The organism is Streptomyces brevispora (assembly GCF_007829885.1).
Lineage (GTDB): Bacteria > Actinomycetota > Actinomycetes > Streptomycetales > Streptomycetaceae > Streptomyces > Streptomyces brevispora.
Map to the genome: position 1 here is coordinate 872,391 of NZ_VIWW01000001.1, position 21,994 is coordinate 894,384.

Here is a 21,994-nt window from a genome sequence, read left to right on the forward strand (position 1 = left end):
CCGTCCGGTGGAGGGGCCGGTCCCCGGGGGTACGAGACTGGGTGCGTGATCCGCACCGACGCCCTGGACCAGCTGCCCGTCCGCACCGCCGTGCCCGCACTGCGGCGGGCCCTCGACGACCGCGGGGTCGCGGTGCTGTGCGCGCCGCCCGGCACCGGCAAGACCACCCTCGTGCCCCTGGTCCTGGCCGGGCTGACCGGCGAAGGGCCGCCGCGCCGGGTCGTGGTCGCCGAACCCCGGCGGATCGCGGCCCGTGCGGCGGCGCGGCGGATGGCCTGGCTGCTGGGCGAGCGGACCGGCGAACGGGTCGGGTTCACCGTGCGCGGGGAGCGGGTGGTGGGGCCGGACACCGTGGTGGAGGTGGTCACCACCGGGGTGCTGCTCCAGCGGCTCCAGCGTGACCAGGAGCTCTCCGGGATCGATGTGGTGATCATCGACGAGTGCCATGAGCGTCATCTGGACGCGGACACGGTGGCCGCGTTCCTCTTGGACGTACGGGCGGCGATCCGGCCCGATCTGCGGCTGGTCGCCGCGTCGGCGACGACGGACGCGCAGGGCTGGGCGCGGCTGCTCGGCGACGCGCCGGTGGTCGAGGCGCAGGGCGTCTCGTACCCGGTGGAGGTGGTGTGGGCGCCGCCGGTCCGGCCGGTGAAACCGCCGCACGGGATGAGGGTCGATCCGGCGTTGCTGACCCATGTCGCCTCGGTGGTGCGGCGGGCGCTGGCCGAGCGGGACGGCGACGTGCTGTGCTTCCTGCCCGGGGTCGGCGAGATCGGCCGGGTGGCGGGGCAGCTGTCGGGGGTCGCGGCCCAGGTGCTCCAGGTGCACGGGCGGGCCCCGGCGGCGGTGCAGGACGCGGTGCTGGCCGGTTCGTCCGAGGAGCGGCGGGTGGTGCTGGCGACCTCGGTGGCGGAGTCGTCGCTGACCGTGCCGGGGGTGCGGACCGTCGTCGACTCGGGGCTGGCCAGGGAACCGCGCACCGATCACGCCCGCGGCCTGAGCGCGCTGACGACGGTACGGGCCTCGCAGGCGGCGGGCCGCCAGCGGGCGGGCCGGGCCGGCCGCGAGGCGCCCGGGGCGGTCTACCGCTGCTGGGAGCAGGCCGAGGACGGGCGGCTCGCCCGGTTCCCCTCCCCGGAGATCAAGGTGGCCGACCTGGCCGCGTTCGCCCTCCAGGCGGCGTGCTGGGGCGATCCGGAAGCGTCGGGGCTGGCGCTGCTGGACGCGCCCCCGGCCGGTGCGATGGCCGCGGCCCACGAGGTGCTGGCGGCGGTCGGCGCCGTCGGCCCGGACGGGCGGGTGACCGAGCGGGGCGTACGGATGTCCCGGCTGGGACTGCATCCGCGGCTGGCCAGGGCGCTGCTGGACGGGGCGGCCGCGGTCGGCGGGCGCCGGGCCGCGGAGGTGGTGGCGCTGCTGAGCGAGGAACCGCCCCGGGAGTACGGGGACGACCTGGCGGCCGCGTTGCGCACCGCGCGCCAGGGCAAGGACTCCTACGCGGCCCGCTGGCGCCAGGAGGTGCGGCGGCTGTCCTCCTCGTCCAAGGGCGCCGGGGGCGGCGCATCCGGCCCGGACGACGCCGCCGTCGGCCTGGTGGCGGCCCTGGCCTTCCCGGAGCGGGTGGCGCGGGCCCGGGGCGAGGGCGCGTTCCTGATGGCGTCCGGCACGGGCGCGGAGCTGCGGGACGGCTCACGGCTGCGCAGTGCGGCATGGCTCGCGGTCGCGGTCGCGGACCGTCCGGCGCACGCCGCGTCGGCGCGGGTCCGGCTCGCCGCGGTGATCGACGAGGACACGGCGCGGCTGGCCGCCGGGCATCTGCGCTTCGCGGGCGAGGAGGTCCGCTGGGACGGCCAGGACGTGGTGGCCCGCCGGGTGGAACGCCTCGGCGCCATCGAGCTGTCGGCGCGTCCGCTGAAGCAGCCGGAGCCCGCCCTCGTCCGCGAGGCCCTGGTGGAGGGCCTGCGACGGGAGGGGCTTGGCCTGCTGCGCTGGACCCGGGACACCGGACAGCTGCGGGAGCGGCTGGCCTTCCTGCACCGGGAGCTGGGCGCGCCCTGGCCGGATGTGTCGGACGAGGCGCTGCTGGACCGTACCGAACAGTGGCTGGAGCCCGAGCTGTCGCGGGCCCGGCGCCGCTCCGCGCTCGCCGGGATCGACGCCGGGCAGGCGCTGCGCCGGCTCCTGCCGTGGGCGACCGGCGAGGCGGCCCGGCTGGACGAGCTGGCCCCGGAGCGGATCGAGGTACCGAGCGGTTCACGGATCAGGGTGGAGTACGGCGGGGCGCAGCCCGTGCTCGCGGTGAAGCTCCAGGAGCTGTTCGGTCTCCAGGAGACCCCGCGGGTGGCCGGGGTGCCGGTCCTGGTCCATCTGCTGTCCCCCGCCGGCCGCCCGGCGGCGGTGACGGCGGATCTGGCGTCGTTCTGGCGGGAGGGCTACCGGGCGGTGCGCGCGGAGCTGCGCGGCCGCTATCCGAAGCATCCGTGGCCCGAGGACCCGACGACGGTGGAGGCCACCCGGTTCACGAAGGCCCGGCTCAGGCGGGAGTAGGTTCCGGGTCGGGCGCGGGTTCCGGTGCGGTGTGCGGCCTCGGGGTGCCCGGTCGCCGGGAGCGGGCCTCCAGCCACAGCGAGAGGGCCACGAGCACGGCGCCCAGGACGAGGAAGCCCCAGGGCAGGTACGAGGTCAGCAGCAGGACCAGCACCCGCTGCGACGTGACCTGGTCGACGATCGAGGTGATGTAGTCCTCGCGCATCCTCACGTCCCCGGCGAACACGGTGACGGTGTCCTGGGGCATGCCCATGGCCTTCGCGTTCCGCATCTCCTCCTTGTGGATCTCCTCGCCGTTGACCGGCGCCCCGGTGACGGGGTCGACCCAGAACATCCGCTTCGTGGTGTACCAGCGGGTCATGCCGGTCTTGGCGATCGCCTCCGGGGTGATGCCCTTGATGGGCATCGTCTTCGGCATGGGGACCTTGGTCCACGGGATGGTCTGCTCGAAGTAGTAGACCTTCAGGCCGCGGAAGGTCTGGGTGCCCTTGTAGTGGATGGGCGAGCTGGTGCGGGTCTGGGCGTCGAAGTACTCGTAGTCGCGCTTCTCGGTGAGAAAGGGCCACTTGTACTCGATGCCCTCGCGGCTGACCGGGTCGCCGTCGACCATTTCACCGGTGGCGTGGACGGGGGCCTGGCTGTGCGCGTCGAATATGTAGCGCTCGGGGATCTTGGAGACCATCTTGCCGTCGGGGCCCTGGACGTAGGAGAGCGTGTTCCAGACGACGACGTCGCGGCCGGCGCTGCGTTCGATCCTCTCCGACTCCTCCACATCGCCCTTGAGGGTCTGCACGATGGTGACCTTGTCGACCTTCTTGGCCGTGAGGGTGCTGTAGTCGAGCAGGGTCGCGGGCTTCGCCTCCAGCACCGTCTCCTGGTACTGGTTCGGCGGGATCTTCGCCAGCCGCGGGAAGGCGTACCAGCGCAGCAGCGGTGACAGCGCGGCGAAGAAGACGGCGAGGGCCAGGAGTACGAGGCTGGCTCGGCGGCGCATGGGGTGTCCTTCCTCTGCATTGCGTGGTGCGGACGGCTTCGCGTGGTGCGGACGGCTAGTTCTTGGGGCCCGGGACGGTGGTCAGCAGGGGTTTGGGCGAGGTCTCGCCGGGTGGTGCGCCCACCGCACTGATAGTGAGCACGAGGGCAAGGGCGGCGGCCAGTCCGATGGCGGCGGCGACCAGGGCACGCATACTCGGCCTCCCGGGAGCACGTAACTGATGGGTCGTCAGGACTGGGGCACCGTAGCAACCGGGGCGCGAGATGAGAACACGTAGAGCAGGGGGATGAGGAGACGCGGAACAGCCCCTCCGCCTGGTCCCGGCGAAGGGGCTGTTCCGGGTGGCCGTTCGGTCAGGCGGCTGCCTCGACCGTGAGCTCGATGACGACGGTGGCGCCACCCTCGGTGGTGAGGCGCAGCTTGTACGTGCCCGCGGTGTCGCCGGCGTGGATCTCCGGCAGGACGAGCTTGCCGTCGGCGTCGGTGCTCAGGTCCGTGAGGGTGCGGACCGGGTGGCCGTCCCCGTCCTCGAAGTACGGGCCCTTGTCGTTCTCAACCGGCTTCTCGTCGTCGGTGATCATGGTCGCGGTGACGGCGACGCCGTGGGCGACCGCGCCCTTGTACGTGGCCTTGACCTCGACGTCGGCGAAGGTGGCGCCGGGCGCGGCGGTCGGCTTCGTGGTGCCGGTCCTGTCGATCGCGTCGGCCTGGCGGGCGGTGACCGTGGCGGTGTAGCCGACGGCGGGCAGCGAGGTGCCGGTGGCCGTCGCGCGCACGGTGAACTCGCCCGTCTTCTCGCCCGCGTTCAGCACCGGTGCGGTGACCGTGCCGTCGGCGCCGGTGGCGAGGGTGACGGTGCGCTTCCCGCCGTCGAACGCGGCGTCCGTGTCACCGGTGACGGTGAACGTCACGGACACCTTGGCAAGCGGGCCGCCGAAGCCGTTCCGCGCCCGCACCTTGATCCGCTCGGTGAAGGCGTCGCCCGCCGTGGCGGTCAGCTCGCCGGTGCCCGCGTCCTTCACCCCGGCGAGGGTCTGGGACGGCGTGGGCTCAGGAGTGGGCGGCGGGTAGGACGGCTTGCCGGCCGGGCCGTCCGGGTTCGTCGGGGAAGGGCTCGGCTTCGAAGGAGGCTTCGGGGTCGTCGAACCGTGCGGCGAGGGCGAGGGTGACGGCGAGGCCGACGGTGACGTCGTGGTGGCGGGGCGGCCGGAGCCCGTGCCCCGGTCCCTGCCGGCGCCGAGGTCGACCGGGAGGATGCCCGTACCGTCCGGGACCTCGTGGGTACCGCGCTTGTAGTACTCGAACCAGGAACGGACGGTACGCAGATACTCGTTCGAGTGGTTGTAGCTCAGGACCGCCCGGTCCCGGTCACCGGCGAGCGACAGGTCGCGGGAGCCGGCGCAGAGGTAGCGTCCGGCGGCCAGCGCCGCGTCGTAGATGTTGTTGGGGTCCTTGCGGCCGTCGCCGTTGCCGTCCTGGCCCCAGGTCTCCCAGGTGGACGGGATGAACTGCATCGGGCCGACCGCGCGGTCGTGCGTCGAGTCCCCGTCGTAGGCGCCGTTGTCGGTGTCCTTGATCAGGGCGAAACCCTGACCGTTCAGGGCCGGGCCGAGGATCGGGGAGAGCGTGGTGCCCTGCGCGTCGACGCGGCCTCCGCGGGCCTGGCCGGACTCGACCTTGCCGATCGCGGCGAGGAGCTGCCACGGCAGCCGGCAGGCGGGGTCCGTACCCGCGACGGTCTGCTGGGTCTTCTTGTACGCCGCCAGGATCGACGCCGGTATGCCGGATTCCGCACTGCCCGTCACCGGCAGATTGACGGAGGCGCCGGGCTTGTTGGGCGTGTTCAGCGGCGGCAGGTCCGTGAAGTAGGGCGAGTTGCCGGAGGCCGCGTTGTCGTCGGACGGTGTCGCACCCGCGGCCGGCTGGTCGTCCTCGGACGCGACCAGGGGCGAACCGGGGGCCTGCGAGGCGGAGAGTGCCGCCACAGCGGCGGCGGCCACAGCAGTGGTGGTCGCCCCTCTGCGCAGTCGGCGACCGAATTGCGCTGCCATAACGTGTGGGCCCTCCCCGTCGTCGGCTGTCCGCGCTCCCCTGCGCCTGGACTCAGGCGACCCTACGGCAACTTGTGCTGCCCGAACACAGCGGTCCGACCGCTTCTCACCGGTTTCTCACGTTCCGGATCACCAGCGGTCCGGGGGCCGGCACGTCCGTGACGGCGACTCACCCATACTTCCACCATGCCGTTCACGCTCAGTCATGCCGCAGCCGTGCTCCCTGGACTCCACCGCGACGGAACGGGGCGCGGGCCACTGGTCGCCTCGGCGCTCGTGGCCGGTTCGTTCGCCCCCGACATCACGTACTACGCGGACACGGCCATTCCGGGTGCCATGGAGTTCGGGCAGGTCACGCACTCCGTGTGGGGCGTGTTCACGGTGGATGTACTCATCACCGCGGCGACGGTCGCGCTGTGGCTGCTGCTGCGCGAACCACTGGTGGCGCTGCTGCCGCGCAACCGCCAGGGCCGGGTGTACGCATATGTGCGGGGAGCCCGGCGGGCACCGGGGCGGGGACGGTGGGGCGTCCGGGACGGTGCGTGGTTCATGGCGTCGGCGGTCATCGGGGCCGGTACACATGTTGTCTGGGACGCGTTCACCCACCACGACCGGTGGGGGGTGCGGCTGGTGCCGGTGCTCGACCGGACCATTGACGGATTCCCGGTGTTCCAGCTGGTGCAGTACGGCAGTTCGGCACTCGCGCTGACGGTGCTCGCCTGGTTCACCGTGTCCGGGCTGCGGCGCACCGGGCAGCAGCCCGCACCGGTTTCCGTTCCGGTGCTGGACCGCCGGGCGCGGTGGTACGCGGGCGGCGCCATCGGCCTGTGCGTACTGCTGGGCACCGTTCACCGGTGCGCGCGCTGGTACGCGTACTTCGGACACATCGACACACCGCTCGACATCATCCCGACCGCCTGCTTCGGCGCGGGCGCCGGACTGGCGGTGGGACTGGTGCTGTACGGGGTGTGGATGCGGCTCCCGCGGAACAACACCGGTGCCGGCACCGGCACCGGCACACCATCGCTCCTCGCCGCCGGACGGGCCCGGGACGCGGGCCCGTCCGGCGACTGAGGGCGATGCGCCCCCAGGCCGCCCCGGTCAGTGCGCGGCGGACTCCCAGTCCCTGCCCACACCGACCGACACATCCAGCGGGGCCCGCAGCCGCACCGCCGTCGACATCTCGTGCCGCAGGATCTGCTCCACCTGCTCGCGCTCACCCGCGGCGATCTCCAGCACGATTTCGTCATGCACCTGGAGCAGCATCCGCGACTCCAGCTTCGCCTCGGTGAGCGCACGGTCGACCTGGAGCATCGCGACCTTGACGATGTCCGCCGCCGTGCCCTGGATCGGTGCGTTGAGCGCCATCCGCTCGGCCGTCTCCCGGCGCTGGCGGTTGTCGCTGTTCAGGTCCGGCAGGTAGCGGCGGCGGCCGAAGACCGTCTCCGTGTAGCCGGTGGCACGGGCCTCCTCCACCACCCGGTGCAGATAGTCACGGACTCCGCCGAACCGCTCGAAGTAGGTGTCCATCAGGCCGCGGGCCTCGCCCGCCTCGATGTTCAGCTGCTGGGAGAGACCGAAGGCGGACAGACCGTAGGCCAGCCCGTAGCTCATGGCCTTGATCTTGCGCCGCATCTCCGGGTCGACCGCCGACTTCTCGACGCCGAAGACCTGTGAGGCGACCGTGGTGTGCAGGTCCTCGCCGGAGGTGAACGCCTCGATCAGGCCCGCGTCCTCGGAGAGGTGGGCCATCACACGCAGCTCGATCTGGCTGTAGTCCGCCGTCATCAGCGACTCGAAGCCGTCGCCGACGACGAAGCCGCGGCGGATCGCCCGGCCCTCGTCCGTACGGACGGGGATGTTCTGCAGATTGGGGTCGGTGGAGGAGAGCCGGCCGGTCGCGGCCACCGTCTGGTTGAACGTGGTGTGGATACGGCCGTCCGCCGCGATCGTCTTGACCAGGCCCTCGACCGTCACCCGGAGCTTCGCCTGCTCGCGGTGGCGCAGCATGATGACGGGCAGCTCGTGCTCGGTCTGTCCGGCCAGCCAGGCCAGCGCGTCGGCATCCGTGGTGAAACCGGTCTTCGTCTTCTTCGTCTTGGGCAGGCCCAGCTCACCGAACAGCACTTCCTGGAGCTGCTTGGGCGAACCGAGGTTGAACTCCCGGCCCACCGACGCGTGCGCCTCCTTGACCGCCTGCTGCACGGCGCCCGCGAACTGCTGCTCCATACCGTCCAGATGGGCCCGGTCCGCCGCGATGCCGTGCCGCTCCAGGCGGGCCAGCAGGATGGACGTCGGCAGCTCCATGTCGTGCAGCAGCGCGACGGCGCCGACCTCCCCCAGCCGCGTCGTGAACGCGTCACCGAGATCCAGGACCGCGCGGGCCTGGGTCATCAGCGCGTCGGCCTCCGCCTGATCGTCCGCACCGAAGGCCAGCTGCCCGTCGGAAGCGGCCGCCGGGGCCAGTTCCCGCCCCAGGTACTCCACGGCCAGCGCGTCCAGCGCGAAGGAACGCCGGCCGGGCTTGACCAGGTAGGCGGCGAGCGCGGTGTCCATCGAGACGCCCTCGATGCGCCAGCCGTGCTCCGGGAAGACCCGCATGGCGCTCTTCGCGTTGTGCATGACCTTCGGCCGCCCGGCATCCGCGATCCAGGCCGCGAACGCCTGCTCGTCGGCCTCGTCGAGCTGCACGGGGTCGAACCAGGCCGCGGCCCCACCGGCCGCGGCGAGCGCGATCTCGGTGACCGTGCCGCTGCCGAGCGCCCATGTGTCGACCGTGGCGACGCCCAGCGGCTGCCCGCCGTGCTCGGCCAGCCACGGGGCGACCTCGCCCGCGCCCAGCACCGAACCGTCCAGCTCGATACCCGCGGCGGGCGCCGGCGCCTCCTCCTCGGCCGCGCCCGGGTCCACGGCCAGCAGCCGCTCGCGCAGGCTCGGGTTACGGATCTCCAGGACATCCAGCACACCGGTGACCGCGGTGCGGTCGTAGGGGGCACGCTCCAGATCAACGGGGGTCTTCGGCAGCGCGACGTCGCGGACCATCTCGGTCAGCCGCCGGTTCAGCCGCACCGCGTCCAGATGGTCGCGGAAATTCTGCCCGGCCTTGCCCTTGACCTCCTCGGCCCGCGCCACCAGCTCGTCGAACGAACCGAACTGGTTGATCCACTTCGCGGCCGTCTTCTCCCCCACCCCGGGAATGCCCGGAAGGTTGTCCGACGGGTCACCGCGCAGCGCCGCGAAGTCCGGGTACTGCTGCGGGGTGAGCCCGTACTTCTCCTCGACCTTCGCCGGGGTGAAGCGCGTCAGCTCCGAAACCCCCTTGGTCGGGTACAGCACCGTGACGTTGTCCGTGATCAGCTGGAACGAGTCACGGTCACCGGTGACGATCAGCACCTCGAAACCGGCCGCCTCGGCCTGCGTGGCCAGCGTGGCGATGACATCGTCCGCCTCGAAACCGTCGACCGCGAAACGGTCGGCGTGCATCGCGTCGAGCAGCTCCCCGATCAGCTCGACCTGCCCCTTGAACTCGTCCGGGGTCTTCGACCGGTTCGCCTTGTACTCCGGGAACTCCTCCGAGCGCCACGTCTTGCGGGACACGTCGAACGCCACCGCGAAATGCGTCGGCGCCTCATCACGCAGCGTGTTCGCCAGCATCGACGCGAAGCCGTACACCGCGTTCGTCGGCTGCCCCGCGCCGGTCGTGAAATTCTCCGCAGGCAGCGCAAAGAACGCCCGGTACGCCAGGGAGTGCCCGTCCATCAGGAGCAGGCGCGGTCGGTTGTCTGCCGTCTTCTTCGATGCCGTCTCAGCCACGCCCCCGATCCTGCCACGTACCACTGACAATCCGGACCGGGGAACGTCGCCCCCGCTCCCCGGGCCACCCCCGCGCCCCGCATGCCAGGATCGAGGACAAGGAAACACGCACAGCGGACCCGCCCGGTCCGCCGCCGGCACAAAGGGGAACACGATGGCCACCAAGCCGCCCACAGGTGACCCGGTCCAGGACGCACCACAGGTCGAACCGGCCCCGCACGCCGCCGCCGGGCTGCCAGCCGTCGCCCACACCCTGCGCATCGCCCAGCAGCAGATGGGGGTGCGCCGCACCGCGCAGACCCTCCTCAAGGTCAACCAGAAGAACGGCTTCGACTGCCCCGGCTGCGCCTGGCCCGAGGGCGACAAACGGCACACGGCGGAATTCTGCGAGAACGGCGCCAAGGCAGTCGCCGAGGAGGCGACGCTGCGCCGCGTCACCCCGGACTTCTTCGCCGCCCACCCCGTCGCCGATCTGGCCACCCGCAGCGGCTACTGGCTCGGCCAGCAGGGACGCATCACGCAACCTGTGTATCTGCCCGAGGGGGCCGACCGGTACCAGGCCGTGACCTGGAAACGCGCCTTCGCGATCATCGCCGAGGAACTCGGTGCCCTCGACTCCCCCGACGAGGCCCTCTTCTACACCTCAGGGCGCACCAGCAACGAGGCCGCGTTCCTGCTCCAGCTGTTCGCCCGCGAATTCGGCACCAACAACCTGCCCGACTGCTCCAACATGTGCCACGAGTCCTCCGGCTCGGCACTCACGGAGACCATCGGCATCGGCAAGGGCTCCGTCTCCCTTGAGGACCTGCACCACGCCGACCTGATCATCGTCGCCGGACAGAACCCCGGCACCAACCACCCCCGGATGCTCTCCGCCCTGGAGAAGGCCAAGTCCGCCGGCGCGAAGATCATTTCGGTGAACCCGCTGCCCGAGGCCGGTCTCGAACGGTTCAAGAACCCGCAGACCCCCCGCGGCATGCTCAGGGGCGCAGCCCTCAACGACCTCTTCCTCCAGATCCGCATCGGCGGCGACCAGGCCCTCTTCCGGCTCCTCAACAAGCTGATCCTGCAGACCGAGGGCGCGGTCGACGAAACCTTCGTCGCCGAACACACCCACGGCTACCAGGAGTTCGCCGCCGCGGCCGCCGAAGCCGACTGGACGCAAACCCTCGACGCCACCGGCCTGGAGCGCGCCGACATCGAAGCGGCCCTGTCCATGGTCCTCGCCTCGAAACGCACCATCGTGTGCTGGGCCATGGGACTCACCCAGCACAAACACTCCGTGCCGACCATCCGCGAAGTCGTCAACTTCCTCCTCCTGCGCGGCAACATCGGCCGCACCGGCGCCGGCGTCTGCCCCGTCCGCGGCCACTCCAACGTCCAGGGCGACCGCACCATGGGCATCTTCGAGCGGCCCGCCCCCGCGTTCCTGGACGCCCTCGACAAGGAATTCGGCATCACCTCACCCCGCCACCACGGCTACGACGTGGTCCGCTCCATCCAGGCACTGCGCGACGGCGACGCCAAGGTCTTCTTCGCCATGGGCGGCAACTTCGTCGCCGCCACCCCCGACACCGACGTCACCGAGGCCGCCATGCGCAGCGCCCGCCTCACCGTGCACGTCTCCACCAAGGTCAACCGCTCCCACGCCGTCACCGGCACCCGGGCCCTGATCCTGCCCACCCTCGGCCGCACCGACAAGGACGTCCAGGCGAGCGGCAAGCAGTTCGTCACCGTCGAGGACTCCATGAGCATGGTGCACGCCTCCCGCGGCAACCTCACCCCCGCAAGCCCCCACCTGCTCTCCGAACCCGCCATCGTCGCCCGCCTCGCCCGCGCCGTACTCGGACCCGCCTCCACCACCCCCTGGGAAGAATTCGAGAAGGACTACGCGACGATCCGCGACCGCATCTCCCGCGTCGTCCCCGGCTTCGAGGACTTCAACGCACGCGTCGCCCACCCCGGCGGATTCACCCTCCCCCACGGCCCCCGCGACTCCCGACGCTTCCCCACCGCCACCGGCAAGGCCAACTTCACCGCAGCACCCGTCGAGTTCCCCGAACTCCCCGCAGGACGACTCCTGTTGCAGACACTGCGCTCCCACGACCAGTACAACACCACCATCTACGGCCTCGACGACCGCTACCGCGGCATCAAGGGCGGCCGCCGCGTCGTCCTCGTCAACCCCGACGACGCCACCGCCCTCGGCCTCACCGACGGCGCCTACGCCGACCTCGTCAGCGAATGGAAGGACGGCGTCCAACGACGCGCCCCCGGCTTCCGCGTCGTCCACTACCCCACCGCCCGGGGCTGCGCCGCCGCCTACTACCCCGAGACCAACGTCCTGGTCCCCCTCGGCTCCACCGCCGACACCAGCAACACCCCCGCCAGCAAGTCCGTCGTGATCCGCTTCGAGAACGTGCGCTGACTCCGCGGGACGGGGCAGCCCCTCACCACGAGCGCGCACTAAGCGTCCGCTCAGCCGTCTGATAAGAACAACGCACACAGCAAACGAACCACCGCAGAGAGACGGAGCCGGACCCCATGGGCGAGCACACCGCACCCAAGTTCCCCCAGGAGATCATCGACGAGTACGCCGCACTCGGCGTCGACCTGCCCGCCCTCTTCTCCGCCGGCCACCTCGGCGAACGCATGGGCGTCCGGATCACCGAGGCCTCCGCGGACCGCGTCGTCGGCACCATGCCCGTCGAAGGCAACACCCAGCCCTACGGACTCCTGCACGGCGGCGCCTCCGCCGTCCTCGCCGAAACCCTCGGCTCCGTCGGCACCATGCTCCACGGCGGCGCCACCAAACTCGCCGTCGGCGTCGACCTGAACTGCACCCATCACCGAGGGGTACGAAGCGGCCTCGTCACCGGCGTCGCCACCCCCGTACACCGCGGCCGCACCACCGCCACGTACGAGATCGTCATCACCGACGAACACGACAAGCGCGTCTGCACCGCCCGGCTCACCTGCCTGCTCCGCGACACCCCCGGAACCGACACCCCCTGACCCTCCACCACCCCGCTCCCACCCACTGCCCGGCCGGACCGCAAACCGGCCGGGCATCGCCATTTCCACCCACAACTACGGCCTCCCACACGGAACTTGCACATCCTCACCAGGCAACAGCCTTGACCGCAAACCCCGCTCCGTGGCCCACTCAGCTACCACGCCCCGCCTGCCCACCCGCCACGCCGCGTCGATCACATCACACCTGATGTAACACTGCGTAACCTCCGCGCAATGTGCACCCACCCCGACGCCACCCGAAGAACCCGGCCCCGCAGGCGCCGGGCACCTCCGCCCGCGCCCGCACACCTCCCGCGCCCCCACCACGCGACAGCAGCAAGATCAGTTCAAGCCCCTTAGCAGAGCTGCGCGTTCTCAGAATGCGGTCACTTCACCGTCCAGCAAAAAACCGTACATGTCCAGACAGCCACCTCAAGCCTTCCTCAAAGGCATAACAAGACAGTCACATCATTCGGCTGACCCATCCCCGACCCCCGCCCCTGCCCTTAGAGTCACCGCCAGTCACCGCGCCGCCGGGCGCGTCTGCAGCACGGCCCTGTACCAACCAGTACGGCCCGGCGAACGACACGGCACCTCAAGCAGAGGAGGCCGCGCCAGGGAAAGGACCTTTCGTGCGACACCGTTCTTTGCTCATCCTCACCACAGTGCTCACCACAGGAGCACTGACACTCACCGCCTGCGGGTCGCGCGACGACGGCAAGAAGAGCAGCGCCAGCGACACCCAGACCGTCGTCATCGGCGTCGACGCCCCCATCACCGGCGACCTGTCCGCCCTCGGCCTCGGCATCAAGAACTCCGCCGACCTCGCCGCCAAGACGGCGAACAAGAACAAGACCGTCCCCGGCATCAAATTCGTCGTCAAGCCCCTCGACGACCAGGCACAGCCCTCCGTCGGCCAGCAGAACGCCCAGAAGTTCATCGACGACGACACCGTCCTCGGCGTCGTCGGCCCCCTGAACTCCGGCGTCTCCCAGTCGATGCAGAAGCCGCTCAACGACGCCAGCCTCACCCAGGTCTCCCCCGCCAACACGGGCACCGAACTGACCCAGGGCGAGAACTGGAAGACCGGCGACAAGAAGCGCCCCTTCAAGACCTACTTCCGCACCGCCACCACGGACCAGATCCAGGGCGCCTTCGCAGCGAAGTACCTCTACAACGACGCGAAGATCAAGCAGGTCTACCTCATCGACGACCAGAAGCCCTACGGCGCCGGTCTCGCAGCCTCCTTCAAGGCGACCTTCACCGGACTCGGCGGCAAGATCACCGGAACCGACCACGTCAACCCCGACGACCGCGACTTCAACGCCGTCGTCACCAAGGTCAAGAAGTCCGGCGCCAAGGCCGTCTACTACGGCGGCGAGTACCCCGCCGGCGCACCCCTGAGCCAGCAGCTCAAGGACAGCGTCCAGATCCCCCTCATGGGCGGCGACGGCATGTACAGCGCCGACTTCATCAAGCTGAACAAGAAGGCCCAGGGCGACATCGCCACCTCCGTCGGCAAGCCCGTCGAGGAGCTCGACTCCGCCAAGTCGTTCATCGCGAACTACAAGACGGCCGGATACAAGGACGCCTACGAGGCCTACGGCGGCGGCACCTACGACGCCACCTGGTCCATCATCGAGGCCGTCAAGATCGCCGTCGCCGCCAACAACGGCAAGCTCCCCGACGACGCCCGCGCCAAGGTCCTCGACGCCATGAGCAAGGTCAAGTTCGACGGCGTCACCGGCCCGGTCTCCTTCGACGAGTTCGGCGACACCACCAACACCATGATGACCGCCTACCAGGTCGACGGCGGAAAGTGGGCCTCCAAGCTCAGCGAGGCCTACAAGCCGTAACAAGCTCCCGGTCACGCACTGACTGACACCAGACCGCGCGGGAGCGCTACGAGCGCTCCCGCGCGGTGCCATATCCGAACCACTCCACGGAGGCCCTGCGGTGCACGAACTGCCGCAACAGCTGGCCAATGGACTCATCCTCGGCGCGATGTACGGACTCATCGCGATCGGTTACACGATGGTCTACGGAATCATCCAGCTCATCAACTTCGCCCACGGCGAGATCTTCATGATCGGAGGCTTCGGAGCTCTCACCGTGTACCTCTGGATGCCGGCCGGCGCCAACCTCCTCGCAATCATCCCCCTCATGATCATCGGCGGCGTCATCTGCTCCGTCGCCATCAGCACAGCCGCCGAACGCTTCGCCTACCGGCCCCTGCGGGGCGCCCCCCGACTGGCCCCCCTCATCACCGCCATCGGACTCTCCCTCGCCCTCCAGCAAGCCATCTGGAAGTGGTACCCCGACGCCAAGAAGGACCGCTCCTTCCCCCAGTTCAAGGGCGAAGCGATCGACATCTTCGGCGCCCACATCCAACGCGGCGACCTCTTCGTCCTCATCACCGCACCCATCTGCATGATCGCCCTCGGCCTCTTCGTCTCCAAGACCCGCGCCGGCCGCGGCATGCAGGCCACCAGCCAAGACCCCGACACCGCAAAACTCATGGGCATCAACACCGACCGCATCATCGTCATGGCCTTCGCCATCGGTGCCGCGTTCGCAGCCGTGGCCGCCGTCGCCTACGGGCTCAAAAACGGCCAGATCGGCTTCAAAATGGGCTTCATCATGGGCCTCAAAGCCTTCACCGCAGCCGTACTCGGCGGAATCGGCAACATCTACGGCGCCATGCTCGGCGGCGTCGTCCTCGGCATCGCCGAATCACTCGCCACCGGCTACATGAGCGACGTCCCCGGCATGGAACTCTTCGGCGGCGGCGCCTGGAAGGACGTATGGGCCTTCGTCCTCCTCATCATCGTCCTGCTGCTCCGCCCCCAAGGCCTGCTCGGCGAACGCGTCGCGGATCGGGCGTGATACGGATGACCACCAACCACACCACCACGCCCCCCGCCACCGCCCTGATCCCGATGCCCGCCCCCGCGGCCCGCATCGCCACCACGGCAGGCGCAGCCGTCGCACTCGCAGGCACCTTCCTCGCCTGGACCTGGACCGACCAATTCCCCGGCAACCTCACCGTCACCGGCTACCCCGGCGGCCTCCAGGTCCTCACCCTCATCAGCGCCGCACTCACCCTCGTCCTCACCCTCTCCGGGTACGGCATCCGCGGCCTCCGCTGGCTCACCCCCGGCGGCACCAACAGCCCCGTCCGCCTCCTGGCACTGGGCACCTTCGGCACCACCGCCTACGCCATCGGCGCCATCACCTACGACCTCGGCGGCGTCGTCAACCTCGAACCCGGCGCCTGGGTCAGCGGCATCGGCTCACTCATCGCCGTCATCGCCGCACACGGACTCCCCACCGACCAGCCCCTCCACGACACCGGAACCACCACCACCGGCTGGCAACGCTTCCGCAACGGCCTCACCGCCCCACCGGCCCGCCGCGCCGCGCCCCTCCCCGCCTGGGCCGAAATCCTCACCATCGCCGTAGCCTTCGGCATCGGCCTCTACATCTTCGCCTACGGCGTGGACACCGACTACACCGAACTCTTCATCGGCTTCCTCATCACCGCAGCCTTCGCCTTCACCGCACTGAACCGCGCCGGACTCATCTCCCGCCTCACCGCGCTGACCACGAAGCACCGCAACATCACCCTCACCGCCGCCCTCGTCGCAGCCGTCTGCTTCCCCTTCACACAGCAGAAAGAGGAATACGCGCTCATCGGCGCCAACATCCTCATCTTCGCGACCGTCGCACTCGGCCTCAACGTCGTCGTCGGCCTCGCCGGCCTCCTCGACCTCGGATACGTCGCCTTCCTCGGCGTCGGCGCCTACGCCGCCGCCCTGGTCTCCGGCTCCACCATGTCCGCCATCGGCGTCGAATTCCCCTTCTGGGCCGCCGTCCTCACCGGCGCAGGAGCCTCACTCGTCTTCGGCGTCCTCATCGGCGCCCCCACCCTGCGCCTACGCGGCGACTACCTCGCCATCGTCACCCTCGGCTTCGGTGAAATCTTCCGCCTCACCGTGAACAACCTCAACGGCAACAGCGGACCCGACCTCACCAACGGCTCCCAGGGCATCCCGAGCATCCCCGACCTCAACCTCTTCGGAATCGACTTCGGGCTCAAGCACGACATCGGCGGCTTCACCCTCGGCAGGTCGGCCAACTACTACCTGCTCATGCTCGTCTTCACCGCCGTCGTCGTCCTCGTCTTCCGCCGCTCCGGCGAATCCCGCATCGGACGCGCCTGGGTCGCCATCCGCGAGGACGAAACCGCGGCCACCGCCATGGGCATCAACGCCTTCCGGCTCAAACTGCTCGCCTTCGCCCTCGGCGCCACCCTCGCCGGACTCGCCGGAACCGTACAGTCACACGTCAACTACACCGTGACACCCGAGCAGTACCAGTTCGCCGGCTCCGTACCCCCGAACTCCGCCTTCCTCCTCGCCGCCGTCATCCTCGGCGGCATGGGAACCCTCAGCGGGCCCCTCGTCGGCGCGGCACTGCTCTACCTCATCCCGGCCAAGCTCCAGTTCATGCAGGACTACCAGCTCTTCCTCTTCGGCGTCGCACTCATCCTCCTGATGCGCCTGCGTCCCGAAGGACTGGTCGCCGACCGCCGGAAGCAGCTCGAATTCCACGAGACCGACCAGCTCGACGTACCGGAACCCCGCAAGTCCGACGACGTCGACGCGGGCATCGCCAAGGCGGGGGCGTGACCACCATGACCACCACCACCGAAACCGGCACCCCCGTGCTCGACGCCAGCGGCGTCACCATGCGGTTCGGCGGCCTCACCGCCGTCCACGACGTCAACCTCACCGTCAACGCAGGCGAAATCGTCGGCCTCATCGGCCCCAACGGCGCCGGCAAGACCACCTTCTTCAACTGCCTCACCGGCCTCTACGTCCCCACCGAGGGCAAGGTCAGCTACAAGGGCACCGTCCTGCCACCCAAGCCCCACCTCGTCACCCAGGCAGGCATCGCCCGCACCTTCCAGAACATCCGGCTCTTCGCCAACATGACCGTCCTGGAAAACGTCCTCGTCGGACGCCACACCAGGACCAAGGAAGGCCTCTGGTCCGCCCTCCTGCGCCTCCCCGCCTTCACCAGGGCCGAACGCGCCAGCCGCGAACGCGCCATGGAACTCCTGGAGTTCATCGGGCTCCAGGACAAGGCGGACCACCTCGCGCGCAACCTCCCCTACGGAGACCAGCGCAAGCTGGAAATCGCCCGCGCACTCGCCAGCGACCCCGGACTCCTCCTCCTGGACGAGCCCACCGCCGGCATGAACCCGCAGGAAACCCGCGTCACCGAAGAACTCATCTTCGCCATCCGGGACCAAGGCATCGCCGTACTCGTCATCGAGCACGACATGCGCTTCATCTTCAACCTCTGCGACCGCGTCGCCGTACTCGTCCAGGGCGAGAAGCTCGTCGAAGGCACCTCCGACATCGTCCAGAGCGACGAACGCGTCGTCGCCGCCTACCTCGGCACCCCCTTCGAAGGCGCCCCGGGCGCCGAAGAACTCGCCGAGGTCGAAGCCGCCGAGGCCATCGCCACCAAAACCGCCGCGCGCACCACCGACGCGGCCGACACCGACACCCCTGCCGCCACCGCCACCGAGGAGGAGGACACCCGATGACCGCACTGCTAGAGGTCGAGGACCTCCGCGTCGCCTACGGCAAGATCGAAGCCGTCAAAGGCATCTCCTTCAGCGTCGAAGCCGGCCAGGTCGTCACCCTGATCGGCACCAACGGTGCGGGCAAGACCACCACCCTGCGCACCCTCTCCGGACTGCTCAAGCCGCTCGCCGGCCGCATCCTCTTCGAGGGCAAGCCACTGACGGGCATCCCCGCCCACAAGATCGTCGCCCTGGGGCTCGCCCACTCCCCCGAGGGCCGCCACATCTTCCCCCGGCTGACGATCACCGAGAACCTCCAGCTCGGCGCCTACCTCCGCAGCGACAAGGCCGGCATCGAGAAGGACATCCAGCGCGCCTACGACCTCTTCCCCATCCTCGGGGAACGCCGGAAGCAAGCCGCCGGCACCCTCTCGGGCGGCGAGCAGCAAATGCTCGCCATGGGCAGGGCCCTGATGTGCCAGCCCAAGCTCCTGATGCTCGACGAACCCTCCATGGGCCTCTCCCCGATCATGATGCAGAAGATCATGGAGACCATCGTCGAACTCAAGGCCCAGGGCACCACGATCCTGCTCGTCGAGCAGAACGCCCAGGCCGCGCTCTCCCTGGCCGACCGCGGCCACGTCATGGAGGTCGGCAAGATCGTCCTCTCCGGCACCGGCGCGGACCTCCTCCACGACGAATCGGTCCGCAAGGCCTACCTCGGCGAGGACTGAGCCCGTACGGAGAAGGCCCGCGCCCCGGACATCCGGGACGCGGGCCTTCTCCGTACACGCACAAGCGGTTACGCCCGCTCCGCCGCCTGCTTCTTCTCCTCGGCGTCCTCGATCAACGCCTCGGCGAGCTGCTGCATCGACAGCCGACGGTCCATCGACGTCTTCTGGATCCAGCGGAACGCGGCCGGCTCGGACAGCCCGTAGTCCGTCTGCAGAATGCTCTTCGCCCGGTCCACCAGCTTCCGCGTCTCCAGCCGCTGCGACAGGTCCGCGACCTCGCCCTCCAGCGCCTTCAGCTCCGCGAACCGCGACACCGCCATCTCGATGGCCGGCACCACGTCGCTCTTGCTGAACGGCTTCACCAGGTACGCCATCGCCCCGGCGTCCCGGGCCCGCTCCACGAGGTCGCGCTGCGAGAACGCGGTGAGCATCAGGACGGGCGCGATGGACTCCTCGGCGATCTTCTCGGCGGCGGAGATCCCGTCGAGGACCGGCATCTTCACATCGAGAATGACCAGGTCCGGCTTGTGCTCCCGGGCCAGCTCGACCGCCTGCTGCCCGTCCCCGGCCTCACCGACGACCGAGTACCCCTCTTCCTCCAGCATCTCTTTGAGGTCGAGGCGAATGAGCGCCTCGTCCTCGGCGATGACGACGCGGGTCGTCAGCGGCGGGACGTGCGACTTGTCGTCGTCGGCGACGGGCTGGGGCGACTCGGGGGTGGTCACGGGGCTCCTCGTTCAGGGCATACGGCTCTCCATGAGCCTACCTACCTACGGTATGGTGTCACTACGCAGGGCGCTCGTAGCCCTTCCTTTCTAAGGCCCCAGTACTCCAACTGGTTAGAGAGGCGGCTCTCAAACAGCCGACAGTGTGGGTTCGAATCCCACTTGGGGCACTTTTCCTTCGGTTCCAAGGTCGCAGGGGAATGACGCAGATTCACATGATCGTGTGACTGCGATGCCGTTTTCATCTCCCTGAGCGACGATTCACGCAAGCTCGGTCACGTGTACGACCTCGACACGCGTAAACGCGCGCTGGCCCTGCTCGGTCAAGGCTTCAGCCAGAACTCCGTCAGTAAGCAGACCGGCATCTCCCGAGCCGCCATCCGCTCCTGGCTCAAGCGGATAGAGCCCCTCGCGTACAACCGCGGCGCCGAATGCCCTCGATGCGGTGATACGCCAAGGCCCCCGGACGACCCCGCCGCATACGCCTACCTGCTCGGCCTCTACCTCGGCGACGGCTGCATCAGTTCGAACAGGCGAGGCGTGTACTCCCTGCGCATCGCATGTGCCGACGCGTGGCCGGGCCTCATCGAAGCTTGCGTCAATGCCGTTCAGACCGTGCGGCCGGCCAACAAGGTATGCAGGGTGACGAGTCCGGGCTGCCAGTACGTCACATGCTTCAGCAAACACTGGCCCTGTCTCTTCCCTCAGCACGGGCCCGGCAAGAAGCACCACCGCAGCATCGCGCTCGAACCCTGGCAGCAGAAGATCGTCGACGCCCACCCGTGGGAGCTGATCCGCGGCCTCAACCACTCAGACGGCTGCCGGATCATCAACTGGACCACGCGTCTCGTCGGTGGCGAGCGCGGACGGTACGAGTACCCTCGCTACTTCTTCACCAACCTGTCGGCCGACATCCTGGGGCTCTTCACCAGCACTCTCGACCAGCTGTGTGTCGAGTGGAAGCGCACGAACGGGAAGAACATCTCCGTAGCCCGACGGGCGTCCGTCGCCCTCATGGACGCTCACGTCGGGCCGAAGTACTGACGACCGCTACTTCGGGCTGTCGTCCTCGCCGATGTGGTGCACCCGCACCAGGTTCGTCGAGCCGGCGAGGCCGGGCGGGGAGCCGGCGGTGATGACCACGACGTCGCCCTTCCGGCAGCGGCCGATCTTCAGCAGTTCCTCGTCGACCTGCGCCACCATCGCGTCCGTCGACTCCACGTGCGGGCCCAGGAACGTCTCGACACCCCAGGTGAGGTTCAGCTGGGAGCGGGTGGCCGGGTCCGGGGTGAAGGCCAGGAGCGGGATGGGTGAGCGGTAGCGGGAGAGGCGCTTGGCCGTGTCGCCGCTCTGCGTGAAGGCCACCAGGAACTTCGCGCCGAGGAAGTCGCCCATCTCGGCTGCGGCGCGGGCGACCGCGCCGCCCTGGGTGCGGGGCTTGTTGCGGTCGGTGAGCGGCGGGAGGCCCTTGGCGAGGATGTCCTCCTCGGCGGCTTCGACGATGCGGGACATCGTGCGGACCGTCTCGATGGGGTGCTTCCCGACGCTGGTCTCACCGGAGAGCATGACCGCGTCCGTGCCGTCGATGACGGCGTTGGCGACGTCGGAGGCCTCGGCGCGGGTGGGGCGGGAGTTGTCGATCATCGAGTCGAGCATCTGGGTGGCGACGATGACCGGCTTGGCGTTGCGCCTGGCGAGATTGATGGCGCGCTTCTGGACGATCGGTACTTGTTCCAGGGGCATTTCGACGCCGAGGTCGCCCCGGGCGACCATGATGCCGTCGAAGGCGGCGACGATGTCGTCGATGTTCTCGACGGCCTGGGGTTTCTCGATCTTGGCGATGACGGGGAGTTGGCGGCCTTCCTCGTTCATGATGCGGCGGACGGGTTCGATGTCGCGTCCGCTGCGCACGAAGGAGAGGGCGATGACGTCGGCGCCGGTGCGCAGGGCCCAGCGGAGGTCGTCGATGTCTTTTTCGGAGAGGGCGGGGACGGAGACTGCGACGCCGGGGAGGTTGAGTCCCTTGTGGTCGGAGACCATGCCGCCTTCGATGACGGTGGCGTGGACGCGGGGACCGTCGATGTGGGTGACTTCGAGGGTGACGCGGCCGTCGTCGATGAGGATGTGTTCGCCGGGGGTGACGTCGGTGTTGAGGCCTTGGTAGGTGGTGCCGCAGGTGTGGCGGTCGCCTTCCATGGGTTCGACGGTGATGGTGAAGGGGTCGCCGCGTTCAAGGAGTACGGGTCCTTCACGGAAGCGTCCGAGGCGAATCTTCGGGCCTTGAAGGTCGGCGAGGATTCCGACGCTGCGTCCGGATTCGTCGGACGCCTTGCGTACTCGGTGGTAGCGCTCTTCGTGTTCGGCGTAGGTGCCGTGGCTGAGGTTGAGGCGGGCCATGTCCATACCCGCTTCGACCAGGGCCTTGATCTGGTCATATGTGTCGGTGGCGGGTCCTAGGGTGCAAACGATTTTTGCTCGGCGCATGGTTTGAGCCTAGACCTTACCTACGGGTAGTTAAT

General features: G+C 69.5%; 16 protein-coding genes and 1 tRNA gene. 11 read left to right on the forward strand and 6 right to left on the reverse strand.

Annotation, left to right across the window (positions count from 1 at the left end):
* Window positions 1-45 precede the first annotated feature (45 nt).
* Complete coding sequence (gene hrpB, locus FHX80_RS04120; RefSeq protein ID WP_145762864.1) at window positions 46-2,547, forward strand: ATP-dependent helicase HrpB; 2,502 nt, start codon at window positions 46-48, stop codon at window positions 2,545-2,547.
* Here the strand turns inward: hrpB and pgfA are convergent.
* The 3 genes from pgfA to FHX80_RS04135 form a co-directional block, all read right to left on the reverse strand.
* Window positions 2,534-3,541 carry a cell envelope lipid trafficking protein PgfA gene (pgfA, locus tag FHX80_RS04125; protein WP_145762865.1) on the reverse strand — a complete coding sequence of 336 codons (1,008 nt, stop codon included), beginning with the start codon at window positions 3,539-3,541 and terminating at the stop codon, window positions 2,534-2,536. The two genes, hrpB and pgfA, sit on opposite strands and share 14 nt — an antisense overlap.
* A gap of 55 nt (window positions 3,542-3,596) precedes the next feature.
* On the reverse strand, window positions 3,597-3,734 hold the full coding sequence (locus FHX80_RS04130) for an SPW_0924 family protein (protein ID WP_123469382.1): 138 nt from the start codon (window positions 3,732-3,734) through the stop codon (window positions 3,597-3,599).
* Between the two features lie 160 nt (window positions 3,735-3,894).
* Window positions 3,895-5,592, reverse strand: coding sequence for a lytic transglycosylase domain-containing protein (locus tag FHX80_RS04135; RefSeq protein ID WP_145762867.1), 1,698 nt, complete (start codon window positions 5,590-5,592; stop codon window positions 3,895-3,897).
* Between the two features lie 186 nt (window positions 5,593-5,778).
* Here FHX80_RS04135 and FHX80_RS04140 point away from each other — a divergent pair, with 186 nt between their 5' ends.
* Window positions 5,779-6,666: a DUF4184 family protein gene (locus FHX80_RS04140; RefSeq protein ID WP_145762869.1), complete on the forward strand. Its 888-nt coding sequence runs from the start codon at window positions 5,779-5,781 to the stop codon at window positions 6,664-6,666.
* A gap of 27 nt (window positions 6,667-6,693) precedes the next feature.
* On the opposite strand, the gene polA is transcribed toward FHX80_RS04140, so the two are convergent.
* Window positions 6,694-9,405: a DNA polymerase I gene (gene polA, locus FHX80_RS04145; RefSeq protein WP_145762871.1), complete on the reverse strand. Its 2,712-nt coding sequence runs from the start codon at window positions 9,403-9,405 to the stop codon at window positions 6,694-6,696.
* A 154-nt stretch (window positions 9,406-9,559) separates the two neighbouring features.
* On the opposite strand from polA, the gene FHX80_RS04150 reads away from it, so the two are divergent.
* The 7 genes from FHX80_RS04150 to FHX80_RS04180 all read left to right on the forward strand — a co-directional run bounded on the left by FHX80_RS04150 (window position 9,560) and on the right by FHX80_RS04180 (window position 18,750).
* The gene (locus FHX80_RS04150; protein WP_145762873.1) at window positions 9,560-11,833 is read left to right on the forward strand and encodes an FdhF/YdeP family oxidoreductase; all 2,274 of its coding nucleotides are present in this window, start codon (window positions 9,560-9,562) and stop codon (window positions 11,831-11,833) included.
* Between the two features lie 116 nt (window positions 11,834-11,949).
* Window positions 11,950-12,420, forward strand: coding sequence for a PaaI family thioesterase (locus FHX80_RS04155; RefSeq protein ID WP_145762875.1), 471 nt, complete (start codon window positions 11,950-11,952; stop codon window positions 12,418-12,420).
* A 647-nt stretch (window positions 12,421-13,067) separates the two neighbouring features.
* Entirely contained in the window at window positions 13,068-14,276 is a 1,209-nt protein-coding gene (locus FHX80_RS04160) for a branched-chain amino acid ABC transporter substrate-binding protein (protein ID WP_145767061.1), read from the forward strand.
* A 100-nt stretch (window positions 14,277-14,376) separates the two neighbouring features.
* Entirely contained in the window at window positions 14,377-15,306 is a 930-nt protein-coding gene (locus FHX80_RS04165; protein WP_145762877.1) for a branched-chain amino acid ABC transporter permease, read from the forward strand.
* Window positions 15,307-15,311: 5 nt separating this feature from the next.
* Entirely contained in the window at window positions 15,312-17,111 is a 1,800-nt protein-coding gene (locus FHX80_RS04170) for a branched-chain amino acid ABC transporter permease (protein WP_145762879.1), read from the forward strand.
* 5 nt (window positions 17,112-17,116) lie between these two features.
* Window positions 17,117-18,037 carry an ABC transporter ATP-binding protein gene (locus tag FHX80_RS04175; RefSeq protein ID WP_145767062.1) on the forward strand — a complete coding sequence of 307 codons (921 nt, stop codon included), beginning with the start codon at window positions 17,117-17,119 and terminating at the stop codon, window positions 18,035-18,037.
* Window positions 18,034-18,750 (forward strand): ABC transporter ATP-binding protein, encoded by a 717-nt coding sequence (locus tag FHX80_RS04180; RefSeq protein ID WP_145762880.1) that lies wholly within the window; start codon window positions 18,034-18,036, stop codon window positions 18,748-18,750. Before FHX80_RS04175 ends, FHX80_RS04180 begins: the two co-directional genes overlap by 4 nt.
* 68 nt (window positions 18,751-18,818) lie before the next feature.
* On the opposite strand, the gene FHX80_RS04185 is transcribed toward FHX80_RS04180, so the two are convergent.
* Complete coding sequence (locus tag FHX80_RS04185; protein ID WP_145762882.1) at window positions 18,819-19,475, reverse strand: ANTAR domain-containing response regulator; 657 nt, start codon at window positions 19,473-19,475, stop codon at window positions 18,819-18,821.
* Window positions 19,476-19,570: 95 nt separating this feature from the next.
* Between FHX80_RS04185 and FHX80_RS04190 the strand changes: the two genes are divergently transcribed.
* Together FHX80_RS04190 and FHX80_RS04195 are read left to right on the forward strand one after the other, a co-directional pair.
* Window positions 19,571-19,645, forward strand: a tRNA-Leu gene (locus FHX80_RS04190).
* A gap of 109 nt (window positions 19,646-19,754) precedes the next feature.
* On the forward strand, window positions 19,755-20,519 hold the full coding sequence (locus FHX80_RS04195) for a transcriptional regulator (protein ID WP_208764577.1): 765 nt from the start codon (window positions 19,755-19,757) through the stop codon (window positions 20,517-20,519).
* Window positions 20,520-20,525: 6 nt separating this feature from the next.
* Here FHX80_RS04195 and pyk read toward each other — a convergent pair whose 3' ends face one another.
* Complete coding sequence (gene pyk / locus FHX80_RS04200; protein WP_145762886.1) at window positions 20,526-21,959, reverse strand: pyruvate kinase; 1,434 nt, start codon at window positions 21,957-21,959, stop codon at window positions 20,526-20,528.
* Window positions 21,960-21,994: the final 35 nt, after the last annotated feature.

Coding starts and splice junctions, on each gene's coding strand:
- FHX80_RS04155 (WP_145762875.1), top strand. CDS start 11,950: ATGGGCGAGCACACCGCACCCAAGTTCCCCCAGGAGATCATCGACGAG.
- FHX80_RS04170 (WP_145762879.1), top strand. CDS start 15,312: ATGACCACCAACCACACCACCACGCCCCCCGCCACCGCCCTGATCCCG.
- FHX80_RS04135 (WP_145762867.1), bottom strand. CDS start 5,592: ATGGCAGCGCAATTCGGTCGCCGACTGCGCAGAGGGGCGACCACCACT.
- FHX80_RS04175 (WP_145767062.1), top strand. CDS start 17,117: ATGACCACCACCACCGAAACCGGCACCCCCGTGCTCGACGCCAGCGGC.
- pyk (WP_145762886.1), bottom strand. CDS start 21,959: ATGCGCCGAGCAAAAATCGTTTGCACCCTAGGACCCGCCACCGACACA.
- pgfA (WP_145762865.1), bottom strand. CDS start 3,541: ATGCGCCGCCGAGCCAGCCTCGTACTCCTGGCCCTCGCCGTCTTCTTC.
- FHX80_RS04180 (WP_145762880.1), top strand. CDS start 18,034: ATGACCGCACTGCTAGAGGTCGAGGACCTCCGCGTCGCCTACGGCAAG.
- FHX80_RS04130 (WP_123469382.1), bottom strand. CDS start 3,734: ATGCGTGCCCTGGTCGCCGCCGCCATCGGACTGGCCGCCGCCCTTGCC.
- FHX80_RS04150 (WP_145762873.1), top strand. CDS start 9,560: ATGGCCACCAAGCCGCCCACAGGTGACCCGGTCCAGGACGCACCACAG.
- FHX80_RS04140 (WP_145762869.1), top strand. CDS start 5,779: ATGCCGTTCACGCTCAGTCATGCCGCAGCCGTGCTCCCTGGACTCCAC.